The 22234-nt window shown below is 43.8% G+C and carries 17 protein-coding genes; 5 read left to right on the top strand and 12 right to left on the bottom strand.

Annotated elements, in window-relative coordinates:
* Nucleotides 1-94 precede the first annotated feature (94 nt).
* From ACH6CZ_RS08510 to nikC, 5 genes are all read right to left on the bottom strand, one after another.
* Nucleotides 95-1045, bottom strand: a complete 951-nt coding sequence (locus tag ACH6CZ_RS08510; RefSeq protein ID WP_374097003.1) for an L-threonine 3-dehydrogenase — start codon at nucleotides 1043-1045, stop codon at nucleotides 95-97.
* A 586-nt stretch (nucleotides 1046-1631) separates the two neighbouring features.
* Nucleotides 1632-2687, bottom strand: a complete 1056-nt coding sequence (locus ACH6CZ_RS08505) for an ABC transporter ATP-binding protein (RefSeq protein ID WP_374097002.1) — start codon at nucleotides 2685-2687, stop codon at nucleotides 1632-1634.
* A complete protein-coding gene (locus tag ACH6CZ_RS08500; protein WP_374097001.1) occupies nucleotides 2656-3690 on the bottom strand; it encodes an ABC transporter ATP-binding protein in 1035 nt (344 codons plus the stop codon). The genes ACH6CZ_RS08505 and ACH6CZ_RS08500 overlap by 32 nt, the downstream gene beginning before the upstream one ends.
* Before the next feature lie 29 nt (nucleotides 3691-3719).
* Nucleotides 3720-4670, bottom strand: coding sequence for an ABC transporter permease (locus ACH6CZ_RS08495; RefSeq protein ID WP_374097000.1), 951 nt, complete (start codon nucleotides 4668-4670; stop codon nucleotides 3720-3722).
* Between the two features lie 16 nt (nucleotides 4671-4686).
* Nucleotides 4687-5580, bottom strand: coding sequence for a nickel transporter permease (nikC, locus tag ACH6CZ_RS08490; protein WP_374096999.1), 894 nt, complete (start codon nucleotides 5578-5580; stop codon nucleotides 4687-4689).
* Between the two features lie 608 nt (nucleotides 5581-6188).
* Here nikC and ACH6CZ_RS08485 point away from each other — a divergent pair.
* Nucleotides 6189-7817 (top strand): glutathione ABC transporter substrate-binding protein, encoded by a 1629-nt coding sequence (locus ACH6CZ_RS08485; protein ID WP_374096998.1) that lies wholly within the window; start codon nucleotides 6189-6191, stop codon nucleotides 7815-7817.
* Between the two features lie 208 nt (nucleotides 7818-8025).
* Here ACH6CZ_RS08485 and ACH6CZ_RS08480 read toward each other — a convergent pair whose 3' ends face one another.
* Together ACH6CZ_RS08480 and ACH6CZ_RS08475 are read right to left on the bottom strand one after the other, a co-directional pair.
* The gene (locus tag ACH6CZ_RS08480) at nucleotides 8026-9216 is read right to left on the bottom strand and encodes a glycine C-acetyltransferase (protein WP_374096997.1); all 1191 of its coding nucleotides are present in this window, start codon (nucleotides 9214-9216) and stop codon (nucleotides 8026-8028) included.
* A 337-nt stretch (nucleotides 9217-9553) separates the two neighbouring features.
* Nucleotides 9554-11647 carry a peptidase M6 gene (locus tag ACH6CZ_RS08475; RefSeq protein ID WP_374096996.1) on the bottom strand — a complete coding sequence of 698 codons (2094 nt, stop codon included), beginning with the start codon at nucleotides 11645-11647 and terminating at the stop codon, nucleotides 9554-9556.
* A gap of 226 nt (nucleotides 11648-11873) precedes the next feature.
* Between ACH6CZ_RS08475 and ACH6CZ_RS08470 the strand changes: the two genes are divergently transcribed.
* Nucleotides 11874-13148, top strand: a complete 1275-nt coding sequence (locus ACH6CZ_RS08470; RefSeq protein ID WP_374096995.1) for a hypothetical protein — start codon at nucleotides 11874-11876, stop codon at nucleotides 13146-13148.
* 65 nt (nucleotides 13149-13213) lie between these two features.
* Here ACH6CZ_RS08470 and ACH6CZ_RS08465 read toward each other — a convergent pair whose 3' ends face one another.
* Nucleotides 13214-14506: a DUF2254 domain-containing protein gene (locus ACH6CZ_RS08465; RefSeq protein WP_374096994.1), complete on the bottom strand. Its 1293-nt coding sequence runs from the start codon at nucleotides 14504-14506 to the stop codon at nucleotides 13214-13216.
* Nucleotides 14507-14765: 259 nt separating this feature from the next.
* Here ACH6CZ_RS08465 and ACH6CZ_RS08460 point away from each other — a divergent pair, with 259 nt between their 5' ends.
* Entirely contained in the window at nucleotides 14766-16415 is a 1650-nt protein-coding gene (locus ACH6CZ_RS08460) for a PTS transporter subunit IIBC (protein ID WP_374096993.1), read from the top strand.
* Between the two features lie 3 nt (nucleotides 16416-16418).
* A complete protein-coding gene (locus ACH6CZ_RS08455; protein WP_374096992.1) occupies nucleotides 16419-17207 on the top strand; it encodes an endonuclease/exonuclease/phosphatase family protein in 789 nt (262 codons plus the stop codon).
* A 233-nt stretch (nucleotides 17208-17440) separates the two neighbouring features.
* Here ACH6CZ_RS08455 and ACH6CZ_RS08450 read toward each other — a convergent pair whose 3' ends face one another.
* The 4 genes from ACH6CZ_RS08450 to ybaK form a co-directional block, all read right to left on the bottom strand.
* Nucleotides 17441-18550, bottom strand: coding sequence for an acyl-CoA dehydrogenase family protein (locus ACH6CZ_RS08450; RefSeq protein WP_374097450.1), 1110 nt, complete (start codon nucleotides 18548-18550; stop codon nucleotides 17441-17443).
* 108 nt (nucleotides 18551-18658) lie between these two features.
* Complete coding sequence (locus ACH6CZ_RS08445) at nucleotides 18659-19300, bottom strand: YczE/YyaS/YitT family protein (RefSeq protein WP_374096991.1); 642 nt, start codon at nucleotides 19298-19300, stop codon at nucleotides 18659-18661.
* A gap of 304 nt (nucleotides 19301-19604) precedes the next feature.
* Nucleotides 19605-19937 carry a YflT domain-containing protein gene (locus tag ACH6CZ_RS08440; RefSeq protein WP_374096990.1) on the bottom strand — a complete coding sequence of 111 codons (333 nt, stop codon included), beginning with the start codon at nucleotides 19935-19937 and terminating at the stop codon, nucleotides 19605-19607.
* 87 nt (nucleotides 19938-20024) lie between these two features.
* Complete coding sequence (gene ybaK / locus ACH6CZ_RS08435; protein WP_374096989.1) at nucleotides 20025-20498, bottom strand: Cys-tRNA(Pro) deacylase; 474 nt, start codon at nucleotides 20496-20498, stop codon at nucleotides 20025-20027.
* Between the two features lie 297 nt (nucleotides 20499-20795).
* On the opposite strand from ybaK, the gene ACH6CZ_RS08430 reads away from it, so the two are divergent.
* A complete protein-coding gene (locus ACH6CZ_RS08430) occupies nucleotides 20796-22175 on the top strand; it encodes an MFS transporter (RefSeq protein ID WP_374096988.1) in 1380 nt (459 codons plus the stop codon).
* Nucleotides 22176-22234 lie beyond the last annotated feature (59 nt).

Here is a 22234-nt window from a genome sequence, read left to right as displayed (position 1 = left end):
TTTAACCCACATTTACATTAAATTTCCATTAATATTAATAAAAATGCTGCTTCAGCAATCTGGTAAGAGATCGCTGAAGCAGCTAGTCAGCACTTTAACTTGTGATGGTTGTTCTCAATTTTGAAAGCATGTCTTTCGTCATTGAAGACAAATCATGCTGGGCTTTGAATCCCCATTCGTCTTTAGCGGCAGATGCATCAATTGCATCCGGCCAGCTGTCAGCGATCGCCTGACGTACAGGATCCGGCTGGTAATTCATTTCAAAAGAAGGGATATGCTTTTTAATTTCAGCAGCAACCATTTCAGGCTCAATGCTCATGGCAGTCACGTTGAATGCGTTGCGGTGCTTAAGCTTTGCAGGGTCCGCTTCCATCAGATCCACAATTGCCTGCAGTGCATCCGGCATATACATCATATCCATATACGTTCCTTTATTAATAGGAGACGTGTAACGCCCTGATTTTAACGCTTCATAGTACACTTCAACCGCATAATCCGTTGTCCCTCCACCAGGCGGTGTAACATATGAGATCAATCCAGGGAAACGGACGCCGCGTGTATCTACACCGAAGCGCTTAAAGTAATAATCACACAGCAGCTCTCCAGACACTTTATTCACGCCATACATCGTAGTCGGGCGCTGAATGGTGTCCTGCGGCGTGCTGTTTTTCGGTGTATCAGGACCGAATGCACCAATAGAGCTCGGCGTAAAGAACTGAAGATTGTGCTCACGTGCAGTTTCAAGCCCGTTCATTAGTCCACCCATATTCAGATGCCATGCAAGCTGAGGAGACTCTTCAGCTTTGGCTGACAGTAGTGCCGCCATGTGCATCATTGTATCTACTTTATATGTTGAAACGATTTCGTTCATTTTTGCACCGTCTGTTACGTCCAGAATTTCAAAAGGACCTCCCGTAACAGCTTCTGTATCTGCTGTCCGGATATCAGATGCGATGACGTTGTCTGCGCCGTATTCTGCGCGCAGCTTTGTGATTAATTCTGAACCAATCTGACCAAGCGCGCCTGTTACTAATATACGTTTCATGAGAAACCCTCCATTACGTTAAAAAATTTACTCTGTAAAAGTTGGCTGCTGATTTCCGCTTCAGGCGGATGCTTTCCGCGGCCGGGCGGTGAGCCAGCAGGCTTCGCCATGCTCTGTCTCACCTGTCCCTTCCTGCCGCAGGAGTCACCGCCCTACGCTCCAATCATCAGCTGTGCAGAAATAAAAATGAGCTTTAACAAAATTATAATATCAAAAGAACAGATGTCCATTTGAGAAATACACATTAAGCTTTTAATTAGTTAATACTCTATTAATTTAACATAAAACACGAGAAATGTTTATACCGGGAGGACATTTTATTTTAGTTTGCAAAAGTTTGCGTTAGGGAGCTGGCTGGGAGTTTGGGAGATTTCGGATGGTGTTCGACACTTAAAGCGGCTGGTTCGTCGTTTGAATGGTGATGTTCGATACTCGTATTGTCATGTTCGGCACTCAAACGGCCGTGTTCGACACTTAAACACTGATGTTCGACGCTTAGTGCCATTTGACCTACTCCGCTCCTCTTCCTCCACACTCTCTAATGCACAAAAAAACCAGCCCGCAGGCTGGTTTTTCAATCCATCTATTAAACTTCCTGTCCTTCTCCAACAATCGCTTCAGCAGAGTAGTCTTTTGGCTTATGTTCACCTGATTCGATTTCTTCGATATAGTGACATGCAGTTTGGTGACCTTCTTTCATGAAGTCAGTTGTGCGCAGTTCAGGTACGTCTGTTTTACACTTTTCAGTCGCAAACGGGCAACGCGTGTGGAAACGGCAGCCTGATGGCGGGTTGATTGGGGAAGGTACGTCCCCTTTAAGTGCAATACGTTCTTTTTTAGCGTCAGGATCCGGAACCGGAATCGCTGACAGCAGTGCTTTTGTATAAGGATGCTGAGGGTTATCAAACAGAGAATGTTTGTCACCGATCTCAACAATCTTACCAAGATACATAACAATGATGCGGTCAGAGATATGGCGGACAACACCAAGGTCGTGTGAGATAAAGAGATACGTAAGACCGAACTCTTCCTGCAGTTCTTCAAGCAGGTTCAGTACCTGCGCCTGAATCGACACATCCAGTGCTGATACTGCTTCGTCACAGATAATCAGCTTCGGATCTACGGACAGGGCACGGGCAATCCCGATACGCTGTCTTTGACCACCTGAGAATTCGTGTGGGTAACGGTCTGCCTGGAATGATTGAAGTCCAACTGTCTGTAGCAGATCTTCAATTTTTTTGCGGCGATCTTTTTTCGGTACCGTATTTTGAATATCCATCGCTTCTTCAATGACGGCAGATACGATCTGACGTGGATTGATTGATGCGTATGGATCCTGGAAAATGATCTGAAGGTCTTTACGCATTGCGCGCATTTCTTTTTTGCTGAGCGTTGTCAGGTCTCTTCCTTCGAATGACACAACACCTTCAGTCGGCTCATCAAGACGGAGGATTGCACGGCCGGTTGTTGATTTACCACAACCTGACTCACCTACAATACTTACTGTTTCACCTTCATATACTGTAAAGCTGACATCATCAACGGCTTTTACGTGATTGACCGTACGCCCAAAGAATCCGCCTTTAATCGGAAAATACTGTTTTAGTCCCTCAACCTTTAGCAGTTCTTTCTTCGCTGTCATGGACATTCACCTCCGGATCGCCGTCCCACTCGTCTGAGTAGATCCAACAGCGAATCTGATTATTGTTTTCATCTGTTTCAAGCTCTGGCATACGTTCGCGGCAAAGGTCTGTTGCAAATGGACATCTTGGTGCGAAACGGCAGCCTTTTGGCATGTTGTGCGGACTCGGTACTGTACCGTTGATCGGCTTCAGCTTGTCCTGCTCAATATCGTGTCTTGGCAGCGAGTTAAGCAGTCCGACTGTATATGGATGTCTTGGGTTTTTGAAAAGTGTACGTACATCCGAAAATTCAACTACCTGACCTGCATACATGACGGCTACATAATCACACGTCTCAGCTACTACGCCAAGGTCGTGTGTAATCATCATGACTGACATGTGCAATTTATTCTGAAGTTCACGAATCAGGTCAAGAATCTGTGCCTGAATCGTTACATCAAGTGCGGTAGTCGGCTCATCGGCAATCAGCATGTCCGGGTTACATGACAGTGCGATTGCGATCATGACACGCTGTCTCATCCCGCCTGAAAGTTCGAATGGATACTGATCCACACGTTTTTCAGGAGAAGGAATTCCAACAAGCTTCAGCATTTCAATGGCTTTCAGCTTTGCTTCACGCTTGTTTAGTCCCTGGTGAATACGGATAGACTCCATAATCTGCTGACCGACTGTGTATACAGGATTCAATGAAGTCATTGGCTCCTGGAAGATCATTGAGATATCATTACCACGGATCTCACGCATCTGCTTTTCCGAATAGGTAAGGATGTTTTCACCTTTGAAGCGGATTTCCCCGCCTTTAATTTCACCGGGCTTTGCCAGCAGGTTCAGGATTGATAGTGCTGTAATACTTTTACCGGATCCCGATTCACCAACAATTCCAATTGTTTTTCCGCGCGGCAGTGTAAAGCTAACGCCATCAACTGCTTTTACTTCACCTTCATCTGTATAAAATGATGTCTGAAGTTCACGGATCTCTAAAATGTTTTCTGATGAGCTCATGTGATCACCCCTCATTTCTTTTAAAAATCTTAGTTCAGATCTATACGTTTATTCAGGAATCTATAAGAAATATCAACAAGTAAGTTTACTAGTACGAACAGAACGGAAATAACAAGTACTGTACCCTGTACAACCGGGAAGTCACGCTGTCTGATTGCATCAATCGTCAGACGGCCCATTCCGTTGATTGCGAAGATTGTTTCAGTCAGTACGGTTCCGCCAAGAAGCGCACCGAATTCAAGACCTACAACTGTTACAACCGGAATCATGGCATTTTTAAGCGCATGCTGATAGATAACAACGCGCTCTTTCACACCTTTCGCACGTGCAGTACGGATATAATCCTGACTGATGACTTCAAGCATACTTGATCTTGTCATACGTGCAATAATGGCTGCCCCTGCAGTTCCGAGTGTGATAACCGGCAGGATGACCTGTCGCCAGTCATCTCCCCATCCGGATGCACGCATCTGAAGGAATGGCTGCAGTGACTCGGGAATCCAGTTTCCGATTGCAAACCACTGAATCAGCATCAGTCCAAGCCAGAAGTTCGGCATGGAAAGACCAAACAGTGCCACAATCATAATAACTACGTCTGTTACTGTGTAGTGGCGTACTGCAGAGACAATCCCTGCAATCAGTCCTAAGAATACACTCAGGATGGTACTATATACGGCGAGTTCAACCGTTACCCAGAAGCGGGCACTGATTTCATCCGATACAGGACGGCTGCTTCGTACAGAAGTTCCTAAATCACCTGTTACCGCATTTCCAAGAAAAGTACCATACTGTACATAAAGCGGATCATTCAATCCAAGTCTTTCACGAATCTGTTCAACCTGACGCTCAGGTGCAGCTTCCCCCGCAATAATCTGCGCCGGGTCACCCGGAATCAGGTGCATCAAAGAGAATACAAGTATCGTTACCCCAAGTAAAACAGGGATCGTCTGTAGTAAACGACGGATAATAAATTTCGTCATGTCAAAGCACCTCCATTTATTGTTTCATTTTTGGATCCAGTGCGTCGCGGATTCCATCACCAAAGATGTTGAATGCCAAAACGACTAGCACAATCATCACACCAGGGAAAAACGCTACATGCCATGCATCATACATGTATGCGCGGCCTTCTGAAAGCATTGCTCCCCACTCCGGCATGGGCGGCTGTGCACCAAGACCAAGGAAAGAAAGACCGGCAGCAGTCAAAACTGCAGTTGCAATACGCAGCGTCGCCTGAACAATAATAGGAGACATAACGTTTGGCAGAATATGACGAAAGATAATTCTGAAATCTGTTGCGCCAAGTGCGCGAACCGCATCAATGTATTCAAGCTTCTTCACAGAAAGCGTTGAACCGCGGACAATACGCGCAAAGGCTGGAATTGAGAAAATACCAACGGCGATGATTACATTCTGAAGACTTCCGCCCAGTACACTTACAATTGCAAGTGCAAGAAGGATACCAGGGAAGGCAAGCAGGACATCCATAATACGCATAATGAGGTTATCAATACGTCCACCGTAATAACCGGAAATAATGCCAAGCGGCACCCCGATCACTAATCCAATCACAACTGATGTGAAACCAACATACAGCGTAATGCTCATCCCGTGAATAATACGGGTGAAAATATCCCGGCCAAAGTTATCTGTGCCAAACCAGAACTCAGCCGATGGACCGGCTAATTTGTTAGCAATATCCGTTTCATTCGGATCTTTAGATAGAAGCATCGGACCGAAGATTGCGACGATTATGAAAAGAAGAATTAAATACCCGCCAATCAGGGCTGCTTTATTCTTTTTCAGTCTCTTCCAGATCATTTTATAGTTTTCAATTCTGGGATTGACTTTTTTAGCAGTAACCGGATGGTTAACCGTGTTTTCACTCATTTTTTACACCCTCTCTTTAACATATAAATCGTTTTGTAAAGTAATAGGAAAGAACTTTACGCACCTCAACAATATTAACTCATTTTCAACAAAAATGAAACTATTCTAATATCTTTTTTTATGAAATGATTTGCATAAAATCCACCGTGAAAATTTTCGTAAGGATAATAATGCCACATTGCTGATATTAGAATAACTTTATAAAAATCTAGTATATTAATTATATGTTTTTTCACATCCAGATCAACAAGCTGTAAGGGTTACACGAACCTAAGAAATTTTCTTCCGTATATCAGACATGCAATTTTTTTCATCAAAATAACGCATAAATTACTATTCATTCCTCCCGGGAAAAACAAACGCTTTACTGGAGCATTCATTATTTTAGCAGAGTAACGCTTTAAAGCTAAAACTGATTGTATAAATTATTTCAATATAATTAAAAGATTTTCCAATATCATGAACACTCCGTGATAACCTATTAAATATTAATGCAATTATTTTTACATGCTTGTAATATTTTAAAATTTGCGATATATTATTTTTTGAATATTGCGCTTTGTGCGTACATTTTCAGAATGACTATTTAAATATGGGGGGTAATTTTTTTGACAAGCAAAAAGACGCTTTGGGCATTTTTACTGACGCTTGTACTGGCAATGTTCCTTGCAGCATGTGCTGGCGGAAGCGACGAGTCTGATTCAGAAGACGGCGGTTCTACTGACGAAGGTGGATCAGAAGAAGCTACAGATGATGGCGCTGCTGCTGGCGGCGACTTAATGCTGAATGTACTATCTGATGCTTCATCACTTGACCCACACGGATCAAACGATGTTCCTTCATCTAACATTCAGGCTAACCTTTATGAAACACTTGTATTCCAAAATGCAGACAACGAAATTGAGCCATTACTGGCTGAATCTTGGGAACCTGTAGATGATACTACTTGGACTTTCAAGCTTCGTGAAGATGTAACTTTCCACGACGGTTCAGCATTCAACGCTGAAGTTGTAAAAGCTAACCTTGATCGTGTACTTGATCCTGAAGTAGCTTCACCACGTGGTTTCCTTTATGAAATGATTACTGAAGTAAATGTAGTTGATGAGTATACAGTTGAAATTAAAACTGAATTCCCATTCGCTCCACTACTTGCTCACCTTTCTCACAGCGGTGGCGGTATGATCTCTAAAGAAGCAATCGACGCTGACTATGCAGCAATGGAAAATGGCGAAGAGCCAGGTTCTGTTATTGCACAACAGCCAGTTGGTACTGGATTCTTCAAATTTGAAAGCTGGACTCCTGGTGAAGAAGTCGTTCTTTCAAACAACGAAGAACACTGGGATGGCGGAGCACAGGTTGATACTGTAACATTCCGCGTTGTTCCTGAGTCAGGTACACGTGTAGCTGAACTTGAAACAGGTAACGCTCACATTATCGATCCACTTCAGCCAAACGAAGTTTCACGTGTTGACAGCCTTCCTGATGCTTCTGCACAGATTCAAGGCTCAACATCACTTTCTTACCTAGGATTCAACGTAGAGAAAGAGCCATTTAATAACGAACAAGTTCGTCAGGCAATCTCTATGGCTGTTGATAAAGCTTCAATCATTGAAGGTATTTATGATGGTTACGGCGTAGAAGCTGTAGGTCCAATTCCTCCAGGCGTATTCGGTTTCGATGACAGCATTGAACCAATTGAGTACAACATGGACGAAGCAAAAGCACTTCTTGAAGAAGCTGGATTTGCTGATGGATTCTCTACTTCTATCTGGACAAACGATAACCCACAGCGTATGGATATGGCTGTATTAGTTCAGGAAGCACTTGCTGAACTTAATATCGAAGTTGAAATTGAAGTAATGGAATTTGGTTCATTCCTTGATGAAACTGCTGCGGGTAACCACGACATGTTCATTCTTGGATGGTCAACTCCAACAGCTGACGCTGACTATGCAACATATGCATTATTCCACTCTTCTCAGGTTGGAGCACCGGGTAACCGTTCATTCCTAGCGGATGAAGAAGTTGACTCACTGCTTGACCAGGGTCGTCAGGAAACTGACCAGGACGCTCGTGCTGAGATCTACTCACAGCTTCAGGAACGTCTTGTAGAAGTGGCACCAATGGTTTATATCCACCATCAGGAATACCTGACTGGTGTAAGCGATAGAGTATCTGGATTCTCTACACTTCCAAATGGTCTTTATCAGCTTAAAGATGTAACAATCTCTGAGTAATCAGATATGATGAAACCCCCGTCCGGAGCGATCTGGACGGGGGTTTTTAATTTGGTGATATGGTATGCGGGATGTAATTTTCAATCACCTATTCATTTTTTCGTGAGCCCTTCTCTTCGCCCCGGCCTACTCCAAATATTCCCTTTTCCTAAAAAAGCCTGCCCCGATTAAAACGGGACAGGCTCTCATTCCTGGTCATCTTGTATTTTTACTTAATAATGTTTAATTCCTTACCAACCTTCTCATACACAGCAATGGCCTCATCAAGCATTTCTTTCGTATGGGCCGCTGTTGGCATGTTTCTAACACGTCCTGTACCGCGTGGAACGGTTGGGAACACGATTGATTTTGCATAGACTCCTTCTTCAAACAAACGTTTGCTGAATTGCTGAGTCAGCTTTTCTTCACCAACGATACAAGGTGTAATTGGTGTTTCACTCTCCCCAATATCAAACCCAAGCTTCTTCAGACCATCCTTCAGATAACGGCCATTTTCCCACAGTTTATCGTGAAGCTCTGTGCTGTCGATCAGAATTTGAAGCGCTTCAGTAATTGCGACAGTATCCCCTGGTGTTAAAGCTGTAGAGAATAGGAATGGACGTGAGCGGACTTTTAACAGATCGATCAGATCCTGTGTTCCGGCTACATATCCGCCAACAACACCGATTGCCTTAGATAGTGTACCCATCTGGAAATCCACTTCTTTTTCAAGGCCGAAGTGCTTCACTGTTCCAGCACCTTTACCCATTACGCCTGAACCATGCGCGTCATCTACATACGTGATCAGATCAAATTCTTTTGCGATTTCAACGATTTCAGGAAGCTTTGCTACATCCCCGTCCATTGAAAACACACCGTCGGTAATCACCATGACCTTGTTATAAAGGCCTGATTCAGTTGCTTCTTTTGCTTTTGCACGAAGATCTTCCATATCTGAGTGCTTTACGCGGATGATTTTTGCTTTTGAAAGACGGCAGCCGTCAATGATCGAAGCATGATTCAGTTCATCTGAAAGAATCGCATCATTCTTATCCATTACTGCCGAGATCGCCGCCATGTTACAGTTAAACCCTGACTGATAAGCAATTGCTGCTTCAGTCCCTTTAAATTCAGCAAGCTTTTCTTCAAGCTTTACGTGTACATCAAGTGTACCGTTGATTGTGCGGACCGCTCCTGCACCCACTCCGTAATGATCAATTGCTTTTTTAGCCACTTCTTTTAAGTGATCGTTCGTCGCAAGTCCAAGGTAGTTATTTGAAGACAGATTGATCAGCTCCTGACCGCGGATGGTAATCTTCGCACCATTAGGGCCTTCGACCGGATCAATTTCGTTATATAATCCCTTTTCTTTTAATTCATTCAGGTTATCCTGTAAAAACTGATGAAGTACTTTAGACATCGTATTTCCTCCTCATTTACATTTGTCCTTCTGAAAAGGACATTATTTGTTGTTTTAAAAGTATTTGACACAGTTTTTATTTTAACATGTTTATGTATTACGGACAAAGGTATGCGTATACAGTTTATCTATTCCCCGATCTACTGATTTAATACTCAAAATTAATAGACTGAGACAATAATTTTGTCTCAGTCTATTAATCGTTTCGCTGTGCTTCAGGCGAACGCTCTCCCCCGGAACGGCGGTGAAGTCGCGCCCTTTCGCTCCTCTGCACTATGATACTAATAATAAATTTTATACGCTGTTTTACTTAAATCTCTAATTAATTATTTTTGCTCTATTTCGTCAGCAGTTCATACGTAAATTCTACAGGGCTAGTGATGCCTTCCGGTGCAGCAAATGTTGTAATCATTTTGACGTTGGTATTTTTGAATAGCTGGTTCAGTTTCAGTGCGTCTTCATCAGTTATGTTAAATGGATCGACATGCCATACTTTCGGGTGGGCATTGCCTTTTCCACGCTCTTGAATAAATGTCACTGTATAATCAACAAATTCTTCATTCATTTCAGCTAGTGATGTGAATGGTTCAACTGAAGCACCATCTGATTCAAATCCTGCCGCCTCTACCTGAATGTTGTCCAGGTACCATCCAGTTTGGCTGTAAGCCCAGTCTTCCATGTAACGGAATGAGATGAGCACTTCCTGGCCTGCATGCGCGCTTAGGTCGAATGATTCGCTTGTCCATTCATCCACTGTACCGGTGAAGCCAGGTACATTTTCTTTAATTGTCGGATAGCCATCAGGGTCAACTTCTGAACGTGTATTTTCGTTCTCAAGCGATGTCCATGTTTCGCCATTATCAGTTGATACTTGTACAACACCATAATCCCACGTTTCTTCAATATCATACAGGTGATCAAATGTCAGTGTTGCTGAATCGGTACCTGTGAGGTCAGCTGTAAAGATCAGCTCGCTGTCATCTTCAGTACCATTTTGGCTGTAAAGTACCTGATTGTCAGGATTCAATGGATCTTCAACTGACGTCCATTTCTGAAGGAAGTCCACTCCATTGAACTTGAAATCTTTTACTTTGTTCGAGAAATCAATTGATTTGAAGTCCCCACCCCATGCTGGTACACCTTCTTTTTCAACTTCAAGTGCATTTTCGTAACTGATTGTCGTTCCGCGCTTTGTGCCTTCGTTATCTACTGGAAGGTCACGCAGATCAATGCTGTCGAATTCATATAACCCTTTATTTCCTTTTCCATCATCAAGTGCAAGTGCTGTCATAAAGTTTTGATAAACATCTTTGAATGTCATATCAATTCCGTTCGAAGCAAACACTTCATTTACGGAAGCAATTCCCTGAGACTCTGCTGTTGCAAGTTCACGGATCAGTTCCTGTCCGTATTTGTCATACAAGTAAAGTGTAAACAGGTAGACCTGCCCGTAATCTGCAATTGTCTCAGGGCCTGTTGATGCGTTACGGTGGTCATCCCAGTTCACAAGTGAGTTTTCAGGATGATCCAGGAAGAAGTTGATCGAACCTTCACCATGACCGTAGCCGCCAAGGTACTCAGAGAACGTTGACATACCCTCGTTTAACCACGTTTCTTCAGCTGCATCGTTATCTGCATGAATCAAATGTTGAAGCTCATGAATTGTGGTTGCATAGAAGGTTGATTCAAGGCGATCTTCCCAGTTATTTGTATCAATCGTAATCATGTTACGATCAGTATAGTTTTCAAGCGTCTGCCAGAAGAACCCTGCGACGAAGAATGGATATTCCGGATCGTAATACGCATCGTCTTTTACGTTATCGATCATCATCATGACTTTGTCGCTACCTTCATAGTAGCCTTCAGGCAAACCAACCATTTTAGGAAGAGGAGAGTTTGATCCGTCAAGCTGGTCCGGTGATCCGAAGAAGTCTGTCGCAACTGGATACATATTTGTGTCAAACTCAGCTGTTAATTGATCAACCTGCTCCTGCGTAACCACATCTGCCCCGCGGGGATCTCCTTTAGGATAGCTCAGATCATTTGCCACCCATACCTCAACGTTTTCCCCGACGCTTCGCAGTGTATATTCTTTGAATGCTAAGTCACGATCCAAAAACAGCTTTGTGCCGCCGTTAAATGTAAAGTGTTCTTCAGAATCAGCCGCTTCACCTGACGTTTCTTCATCAGCCTGCAATTGTCCGGCCTGTGCTTTAATTTTCTTTTCAGCCTGCTTCAGAAAGCTCTCGTCTTCACTCAAACTCTGAAGATAAGTATCTATATCCTGACGATCCCCATAACGATCTGTATTCCATTCTGGCGTCTCTGCAGGTGCAGCTGATGCTGTCCCTGGTACCATTGCGGCTGGTGCTAACAGAGACAGTGCAAGTGCACTTGAAGATAGTACTTTTAATACCGGTTTCTTCTTCATATTATTTCCCCTTTCGAACTATGTTTTGTCATGCTTTTACAGCTTAACATGCGGAATTTTCAGAAAAAAGTGAAATTTAACATGGTTACATTTTCCTAAAAAGAGTAAATAATGAGCCAATATATTATTTTGATACCCGAATAAACTTTAGTCCTGGTGCAAATGGATTAATTTGTTTTCTGAAAAGTATGATATAATAAGTGAGAACTTGAGAGGAGGAACGAGAATGATGAATCAAACCTTTTATTTAAAAGATAAAGATCAGTCACTGACCGCCCTGACACCAATCCGTCTGGCTATTCACGTTCCATGTACCATTCTTGAAGCACAGGATGCGTACCACCACTTATATCACCTATATTTTAAAGACCAGCAATTCCTTGCCGCTAAAAAAGTGAGCCGCTCCAAAAGGCGCAGCTACACTGAAAAAGCGTTCACGCAGGGAATTGTTTTTTTATGCCCCCACCCGCTTGCCGACCAGCTTGCTGAAGATGGTGCCACCATTATGAACCAGTCATTCACAGGCTTATTAAAGAAGGTACAGCATGACCCCTTAGAGACAGTGGAAGTTTTCAGCTGCTTTGATGGATTAATAAAAGAAGAAAAGCTTTTTAAGGTTCTCCGCGACCACTACTATACGTATAAACGCGACGGAAAATTTAAAAAAGCAGCAGTTGTGTATGAACGGATCAAGTCAATTTATCCTGAACACGAATGGGTACAGTCAATCCGCTCTGAAAAAGTGGATCTGACAACTGATCAGCGGTTATTATGGCAGGCACGAAACCTGAAAGAAGGATTCTCCGTTTCTCACCAGCTCGCTGCAGCCGAGGAAGAGTATAGATCCTCACCAAGTCCAGGTACATTTAAAACACTGCTAGCATTCACAAATGAACACTACACGCCCTCGGAGCAGCAGATGCTCTATGACAGGCTGCTCACAGACGGATACGATGAGCCAGCAAGAAATGCGTTTAAGGAGTTAGTCAGAAATCACCAGCCAGTTGAAGCCATTCAACTGCTTGCAAAGTATCCTTTTACACTCAGAGCTTCAGACGTGCGGGACCTGAGAGTGATGCTGCATGACAAGGACAACCTGAGGTCACTTCAATTCGAGACACTCTGCAGTAAGCTTGCACCACATTTGACTGACTACCCTGACGAAATGAATGAAATAATCCTGACCGCGCTGAAATATAGTCCGGACCATGACCTCATTACACTGTTAAAGCATCTGGCTCCACTTGAAAGCCTGCCAGTCTATGAACTGATCAAACAACTTTCTGAGATTGCTGAAGACCCTGAACAGCAGGCAGCTGCAGGGGATTTATATGAAAAACTGGGATTTTACAGTGAAGCCATTGATTGCTTCACATATGAAATGGAACTGCACCCGGAATCCCGTGAACCGGTTGAGCGTCTGTCACAGACCTACCTTGCTGCCGGACAGGCCGAGGAAGCGCAGGCATATCAGGAGCTGCTGAAGTCGATGATTTCATAGAAAAGAGGCTGGGGATCAGCCCAGCCTCTTTTCTAATTTTTATAGTGATTCTAAAAGTGATACCCTTATCTCCCTGTAACCCTCTCAACTGCCTGCAGCTTCTGGTTGATCCACTCTCGATCCATCTCAGGCATCTGATCAAATTCTGCTTTTTCAACAACATAACCCGCTATCTTTCTGAGTGAATTCAAATGCTGATGAGGTGCGTTTTCACCTGCAAATGCGATGGCTTCAAGCATGGAGGTAAGAACAGATACATCTTCTTTTCCATAGTGCCTCAGCTGGAAAAACGTTTTATAAAGAATATCCCGAAAAGATGGTAAAGTAAATTTTACCAGCCCCTCTCCATTTTCATCAGTTAGCAGAATGGGTCTGAGAGGAAACTGTGACATGTTTCCAAGGAGCCTGCCAATGTGTCTGATGCTGTCATTGGCAGTGTTGGGGTCATTAATTCCCGGAGATATAGCCCGGAGCGCGACTTCAACCATTTTCTGCAGCGCAAAGACTGGATCCTGCCTGACATCACGTTCATTTCCGATTAAAAAGCTCTCAGTGAGCGGGAGATCTCTAACTTCAGGCAGTCTCTCAGTGTGTACATACACTGTTAGGAGAGGCGTTGCTTTATGGACATATTCACCAATCGGAACATTTACTTCTATTTTTACTCCATGTTCCTGTGCCTTTTTGGCAAGCTGATTCAAATCTATATATTGAACATAGCCATAATCCTGCGCCTGAACCAAAAAAAAGGTCTCCCCGGTATTCCAATTTCCATCCATATGTTCAAGTGATACATTACGCTGCTGCATCAGATTAAAGTAGTAATCTGTTACTTCATCTGTATCATTTGCAAGTCGCTCAATTAACCGGCTGGCTTGGATATCATTTGCAACGTGATGAATAAAAACCGCAAAAAACACGAGACATAATATTGCAATTAAAACACCAATTACACCGGCAGTCACAGGGTCTTCAGAGAAACTGTCTCTCATAAACAGCATCGATAGCGTCGAATAAATGAATCCTCCCATAAAAATCCCCAGTACCCTAAGCGTCAATGGATCTGTGATAAAATTTTTAATTGTTTTAGGGGAGTATTGGGATGCATATGTTGTCATTACAACCATAATTGTTGAAAATGTGAATGTCGTCATCGTAAGCAGTGCCGTGATCAGCGCAGTTAAAATTGCCTGTGCAAGCTCAACTTCTGTATAAAAGATTGCCGGCAGTCCAGCAATGACGCTTCCAAAGTGTGTATCAGCATAGCCGACTGCTGCTGCAAGCATCACAGCGAGCATACTATATCCTGCTGGTCTGACCCATATTTTATTCTTTAGCTTAATCCACCATTTTTTCAAAGCTGTACACCCCTTTTAGTTTTCTGTTCCCTTAATTAAATTCCTGTATGCCATCCCTTTAGAATATTTTCTCTATAACGTCTAAATTTCCTGATAAGGCAGACAGACAAGCTGAGTCAAATTTTTTATAAAAACGCTTGCAAGTTTCTTATCTTGTATATACAATATCAACATGACCAACCAATGCAAACGGTTGCATTGGTTGGTACATACTTAACTATTCATTCATCACCATACATAGAACCTTGGAGGGTTGGATATGAAGAAGATTTTCGGTTCATTTGATTTCTGGCAAAAGTTTGGCAAGGCACTGCTCGTTGTCGTAGCGGTTATGCCGGCTGCCGGAATTATGATTTCACTCGGCAAGCTACTTGCGATGATGACTGGAGACGTCATGTTAATGCAAACGGTTGCGCGAGTCATGGAAGACATCGGCTGGGCAATTATTACGAATTTACACATTCTGTTTGCAGTCGCAATTGGTGGCTCATGGGCGAAAGATCGCGCTGGCGGTGCTTTTGCTGCATTAATTGCTTTTGTATTGATTAATAGAATTACAGGAGCAGTTTTCGGTGTAAATGCTAATATGCTCGCTGACCCTTCAGCAACTTTTACCTCGCTTTTAGGGGCAGAACTTATTGTTGCTGATTACTTTATCTCCGTACTTGGTGCACCTGCACTCAACATGGGTGTATTCGTTGGTATTATCTCAGGTTTCCTTGGCGCTGCACTTTATAACAAATATTATAATTTCAGCAAGCTGCCACAGGCCCTGTCGTTCTTTAACGGAAAACGCTTTGTACCGTTCGTTGTGATCGCGGGTTCTGTTGTTGTCGCACTGATTATGTCTCTTGTATGGCCATTTATTCAGGGACTGTTGAACGACTTTGGTCAGTGGATCGCAAATTCACGTAATTCAGCACCAATCATTGCACCGTTTATTTTTGGTACACTTGAGCGTCTATTACTGCCGTTTGGTCTTCACCATATGCTGACTGTTCCAATTAACTACACTGAACTTGGTGGTACTTACGTAATTCAGACCGGCGCAAATGCCGGCAGCATGGTATCCGGGCAGGATCCACTGTGGCTTGCATGGGTGACAGACCTTTATAACATGCTTCAACAGGGTAACACTGCAGGCTACAATCAGCTGACTGAAGAAGTTGTGCCGGCACGTTTTAAAGTTGGACAGTTCATCGCTTCATCTGCTGCACTGATTGGACTTGCACTTGCAATGTATATGAATGTTGATAAAGACAAGCGGACAAAGTACAAATCAATGTTCCTTTCAGCAGGACTGGCAGTATTTTTAACAGGTGTAACTGAGCCGATCGAATTCATGTTCATGTTCGCTGCACCGCTTCTTTATATCGTATATGCAGTACTGACTGGTGTTTCATTTGCACTTGTTGATTTAATTGATCTTCGTATTCACGCGTTTGGGTTTATTGAATTCCTGACGAGAACGCCTTTAATTGTGAACGCAGGACTTACACGTGACCTGATCAACCTGGTATTCGTATCTGTATTGATGTTCGCTGTGAACTTCGGAGCGGCGTACTTCCTGATCAAACGCTTCAACTTCCCTACGCCGGGCCGTGCAGGAAACTATATTGAAGAAACTACTGAAGAAAAGATTTCATCTAAAACATCTGACAGCAACAAAGACTCTCAGGCTGTTGCGATTATCGGTCTTTTAGGCGGAGAAGAGAATATTGAAGATGTCGATGCATGTATGACGCGTCTTCGCGTAACTGTAAAAGATATCGGGCTTGTTGCAGACGAAAGAATCTGGAAGCAAAACGGTGCGCTTGGTCTTGTGCTTCGCGACCGTGGTGTACAGGCCATCTACGGACCTAAAGCTGACGTATTAAAATCTGATATCCAGGACGAGTTAGGAGCTTAACAGATGAAACTCCTTACACTGAACTGTCATTCCTGGCAGGAAGAACAACAGCTTGAAAAGCTTGATATACTTGCAAAAACCATCGTTGAACGTGACTATGATGTCATCGCCCTGCAGGAGGTCAGTCAGCTGACTGATGCACCTGCAGAGGGGGATTTCAAAAAAGGACATTTTGGTCTTGAGCTGATGAAAAGTTTAGCAGCGATCGGCAGGAAAAGTGACCAGATGCACTGGTCATTCTGTCATTACGGATATGACATTTATGAAGAAGGTGTTGCGCTAATCTCACGCTTTCCGATTACAGAAACAGATTCATTTTTTATCACAGAATCCGAAGATCCCGATCACTGGAAGACCCGTGCCGTCCCACGCATCACTGTAAATGCAGGCGGCCATCTGATCGACTTCTATTCATGCCACCTCGGCTGGTGGAGTGATGAAGAAGAACCTTACACGGACCAGGTTGAACGTTTACTCAAAAAGCAGCATCCTGACAGACTTTCATTCTATATGGGAGACTTCAATAACCATGCCGGCTTAAAAGAGGAAGGCTATGACCTGATTTTATTAAAAGGTTTGAAGGATACTTACACACTTGCTGAAACAAAAGACAGCGGTACAACCGTTTACGGTGAAATCGCCGGATGGGAAGGAAACGCACAGCCACTCCGGATAGATTACATCTTTGCTTCAGCACCTGTGAAGGTTAAGTATTCAAACGTTATTTTCAACGGAGTACACTACCCTGTTGTGTCTGATCATTTTGGGGTTGAAGTGAAAATAGAGATTTAATTGAATGAATGATACAAAGGATGAGATGAAAATCATTTCATCTTTTTCTTGTTTCGCTGTTCCTAACTAAGATATTAATTAACGTGTTGCTTACTAAAAAATTTAGTGTATTTTTTCCTTTATCAATTTAAATAGTTAGCGTTTAATACTCAGTTTCATTCAAGCGGAAAGCGTCCGCTTGAAGCGCAGAGAAATGAATAAAGAGGCCGGGATCATTTCCAGCCTCTTTTATATCACTGATCCACCATCATCCTGCCAAACTGCCCCTTCACCATATCCTCCATCGGCGGGTTATGAAGCCCCATCCGGACATCTCGGTAATAGCGCTGCATCGGGCTTTTAGCAGACATACTCTGTGGACCGACAATTCTCATTGATTTTTCAACAATATCAATCGCTGCATTTGTCACATGTACCTTCGCTGAACTTAAGAGGGCACGTACATCTTCTTTATCTTCAGCCAGCTCATAAGCTTCCGCTGTATGATAAAGCACCTGTCTTGCGCTTAGCAGCTTCACCTGCAGATCTCCAAGCTTTTCCTGCACATTCGGCAGGCTGCCGATCGGTTCTCCTAATGAAGCAGGTTCATAAGCTGCAGCAAAAGCAGTGGCGTCTTCAAGCGCGGCTCCTGCAATGCCGATATAGCAGGCCGGGATATGCAACAGCCAGCTCATTGGCGGTTTTGGACCAGCTTCTTTTCCATCCTTCAACAGATAGCGCTCAGGCACTTCCACCTTTTCAAGCACAAGATCATGACTCGCGGTTCCATGCATACCGATACTGTCCCAGGACTCTCTGATCGACACCCCTTCAGCTTTCCCAGGGATGATAAAGGTTGCGACCTGTTCTGTACCTTCAATAACAGCCGTCACAAAAATATAGTCAAGCATTGGCGCGAGCGATGTATAGGATTTTTCACCTGTAATCTCCCAGCCTGAAGCAGTTTTTACTGCTGTTGTCTTCGGCAGCGCCCCCCTTGCAGGACTGCCCGCTCCTTTTTCAGTCGCAGCTGTATTCACAATCGCACCGTCTTTAATTTTATCTAAAATAAAATCGGCCGCTTCCTTTTTCCAGTGTCGTCTCTCACTGAACTCAAGCAGCGTTCCTGTGTGCCAGCCGATTGAAAGCGCCGTTGCACTGCTCCCTTTCGCAATCGCTTCCTGACCAAGCACCAGCTCATAGACTCCTTCTCCCTGACCGCCAAATTCCTTAGGCAGCGTCAGCTTTGAATAGCCGAGGGCGATCAGTTCTTTTATATTTTCTTGTGGATAAGCATTTGGTTCATCAAGTAAGTGTTCACGCTTTTTAAATGAAGGAATGAGTCTGTTCAGGTCAGCCAGCATTCTCTTCTGCGCATCTGTTTTTGTAAAGTCGTACACAAACATCACTCCTGCGTTTTCATTTAAGTTTACAGGACGTTCATTTTATAACCAACCGATCTGCTCGGGAAATCATGCGTGATGTGCTGCGGTTTTTGCTTCTTTTGACAACAGTCTTTCCAGAGCGACACGGCTCTGTGGCAATGAGATATTTACAATCGTCCCGGTGAAAAGTGCGATGAGTAGCGTACCAATGCCAACCGGTCCACCAAGCATCCAGCCTAATGCCAGCGCGACAATTTCAATGCTGCGTCGCACTTTGGACAGGTTCCACCCTGTCTTTCTGACAATCATCATCATAATTGTATCCCGTGGTCCTTCACCAAGATCTGCAGATACATAAATTCCGACACCATAGCCAATCACGATAATTCCTGTGAGTAAAATCGCAATGGCGCCAATCAGGGACTGAGGTTCTGGAATCAGCCAGTTAAAGAAATCAATAAATACCCCGATTAACAGCATATTCAAAATTGCACCGATGCGTGGCGGCTTTTTCGTCACTGCAACGGTTAACGCGATAATCAGTGCGCCCACTAAAATCGCCCACGTTCCGACCGTGAGTCCAAGCTGCTGGAATAACCCGACATGCAGTACGTCCCATGGTCCGATACCCAGCCGTTGTCCTTTAATGGTCAGCGCAACCCCAAGGCCCAATATCACAAGACCTGACAGGAAAAAGCTCAAGCGAAGCGTTTTTTCTCTTTTATTCATATATAATCCTTCTTTCATTAAAGTAAATCTGTTTTGACTTAGACTACTTTAACATATTTGAAGTTTTTATGGTTGATGGGCGATTCGAGTTTTTGTCCTGGCGGGGTTCGACACTCAAGGTCTGATGTTCGGGCTTCGAGGGTTGTTGTTCGAGGGTAATTCATCAGTGTTCGAAGGTTAACCGGTCATGTTCGACGTTCATCCACAAAAGTTCGACGCTTAGTGAAAATAGTCCTACATCTGCCCTATTATCCTTCAACATAAAAAAATCTGTCCTGCTAATAGGACAGATTTTTTGGAGATACTATAATGTAAAGCCTGCCGGTGCGTCTTTTACAACGACGATCACTTTACCTTCATCAAGCTTTTCTTCAAGCGATTCAGCTTCTGATGCTGTGAAACCAAGATCCTTGAACTGGTCACGCAACTCATCGCCTTTTTTACTGAAAATGTTTTTTGCTTTCGTTTTGAATCCGCCAGGTGTGTTTGCGTCAGCGTTATCCGCAATCCGTTTTGTACGGTCATCATCATGTGTCACGACATAAATTGTATCCTCGTTAACACCTTTTGTTTTAATGGAGCCAATTGCATTTACTACTTCCTCATCGTTTGTGAACTCTTTGTAAAATAGACTCATGCTTATCTCCTCCTGGTTAATTGCTGTAAATTGCTCTACAAAACAACTCTACCCGGCAGGAGAAATTGTTAAACGTTCGAAAGTTTTTCAGGTAAGCGCTGTGAAGGTTCCTCCCGTGACCTGACTGAGATCAGCGGAGTTTATGTCAATTTGTTTACCAATCTGCCCTGCACTTACTAAAATCGTATGCTGCACTTTTGCAGTTTCATCTATAAAAGTTGGAAACTGCTTTTTCATGCCGATCGGAGAGCAGCCCCCTTTTATGTACCCTGTAATCTGCTGAAGGTTTTTCATCGGGATCATCTCTACCTTCTTTTCCCCGGCAGCAGCTGCAGCCCTTTTAAGATTCAGCTCCCGGTCCACAGGAATCACAAAAACATAATACTGCTTTGACACCCCTTGAGCGACAAGTGTTTTAAAAACTTCCTCTGTTTTGCGTCCGACTTTTTCAGCGACTGATACACCGTCCGTTAAACCGTCCTTTGAATCGTACTCGGTTGTTCCATATGAAATAGATGCCGCATCAAGCATTCGCATCGCATTCGTCTTCCCTTTTCCCACCACAGGACTCCCCCTTTGTGTTTTCTGATTATTTTTATTTTACACGAATTCAGCTAAACCGTTTTACAATTTTCATTTGAGGCTCTATGATTATTTTGGATAGCGAAATAAAAAAGTCTTTGATAATCGCAGATGATTGGAGCTTCAGGGGGACGCTTTCCGCGCGGCCAGCGGTGAGACCCCGCAAGCGAAGCTGAGGAGACTCACCGCCCGGGGGCAGGAAAGCGCAGTCCCCACGGAAAGAGGCAGCGGTTTCCGAAAGACAGTTTGATAAAACAGAAAGTAAGAGGTTTTAACATGATAGATATAAAAGAAGTTCCTGATAGTCAGAAGAAGAAGCTGACTTTTTTAATTTGTTTAATACTCGCGTTCACAGTCATGAATGGGACTATGTTCAACGTGGCCATTCCGGATATTGCGGCAGACTTTAACCTGTCCCCTTCCCAGGTCAGCTGGGTGCTGACCGGCTATATCCTGGTTTTCGCGATTGGTTCGTTAATGTATGGAAAGCTTGCTGATCTGTTTGCAATCCGTACGCTTTTTACAATCGGTATTTCACTCTTTGCATTCGGCTCGCTGATCGGATTTCTATCACCGAATTTCCCTTCATTAATTGTGGCGAGGATTTTCCAGGCGATGGGCGGTGCGAGTATTCCTGCACTTTCATTTATTATCCCGGCGAGGTTTATGCCTTCAAGTCGAGGTAAGGTGTTTGGATATGTGGCATCGACTGTTGCATTCGCTTCAGGTGTTGGTCCGATTGTCGGCGGATTAATCGGCGGCGTGCTGGACTGGCGATTCCTGTTTATCCTGTCGATGATGTCCGCATTGTCAATTCCACTTTTCAGAAGGTGGTTGCCGGCTGAAGAAAGACAGCAGGGCAGTATTGATATACCTGGTGCAATTTTAATTGCGATTACAGTGGCAAGCTTGTTGTTTGTCATTACGACTTATACATTATGGATTCTTGCGATCACGGCTGTTGCAGGGGGATTATTTGTCTGGTGGACGATTAAGGCGAAGAATCCATTTATCCAGCCGGCGATTTTGAAAAACAAGCGGTATACAGTAACGGTACTGACAAGCTTTTTTGGTACATCGTGTCTGTTCGGATTGATCTTCATCATCCCAATTATGCTGCGTGATTTGAATACACTTTCAACAATTGGCATCGGCCTTGTGCTGTTTCCGGGTGCGATTATTTCAGGCTTCCTCGGTCAATATGGCGGTCGTGTAATCGATAAGCGCGGTGGTGTGCCTGTCGTGATTACTGCACTTTTGTTGATTGCAGGCGGCTGTCTGCTCATTTCAACGTTCGCCGGAAGTCAGGCATGGATGATCTCAATTTGTATGCTTGTTGCTTACCTTGGCTTCCCGCTCGTTCAAAGTTCAACTGCTGACATTCTATCTTCCACTTTGAGCCGTGAGGAAAATGGAGTTGGGATTGGCCTGTTTAACCTGCTGAACTTTATGGGCGGTGCATTTGCAAGTGCGATCTTTGGTGCTGTTCTTGAGATTCAGGGTGTAACGCTTCGACTGAACCCTCTTTCTGCAAGCGGGGATAATGTCATTTACAGCAACCTGTTTCTTGTCCTGACGCTCCTTGCAGCGGCAAGTGTGACATTCTTTATGATTTTTTATAAAAGAGCTTCTGCGAAACAGGTGGAAGTAAGTTAGATATTGTTTAGGCGGATCAGCGGGGTCGGAGTTGACTGTTCCACTTTTAGAATCATTCT

This window comes from Jeotgalibacillus sp. JSM ZJ347, assembly GCF_044383825.1.
Classification (GTDB): Bacteria; Bacillota; Bacilli; order Bacillales; family Jeotgalibacillaceae; genus Jeotgalibacillus.
Note: the sequence above shows the minus strand (reverse complement) of the source record. Positions and strands in the feature narration are given on the sequence as shown.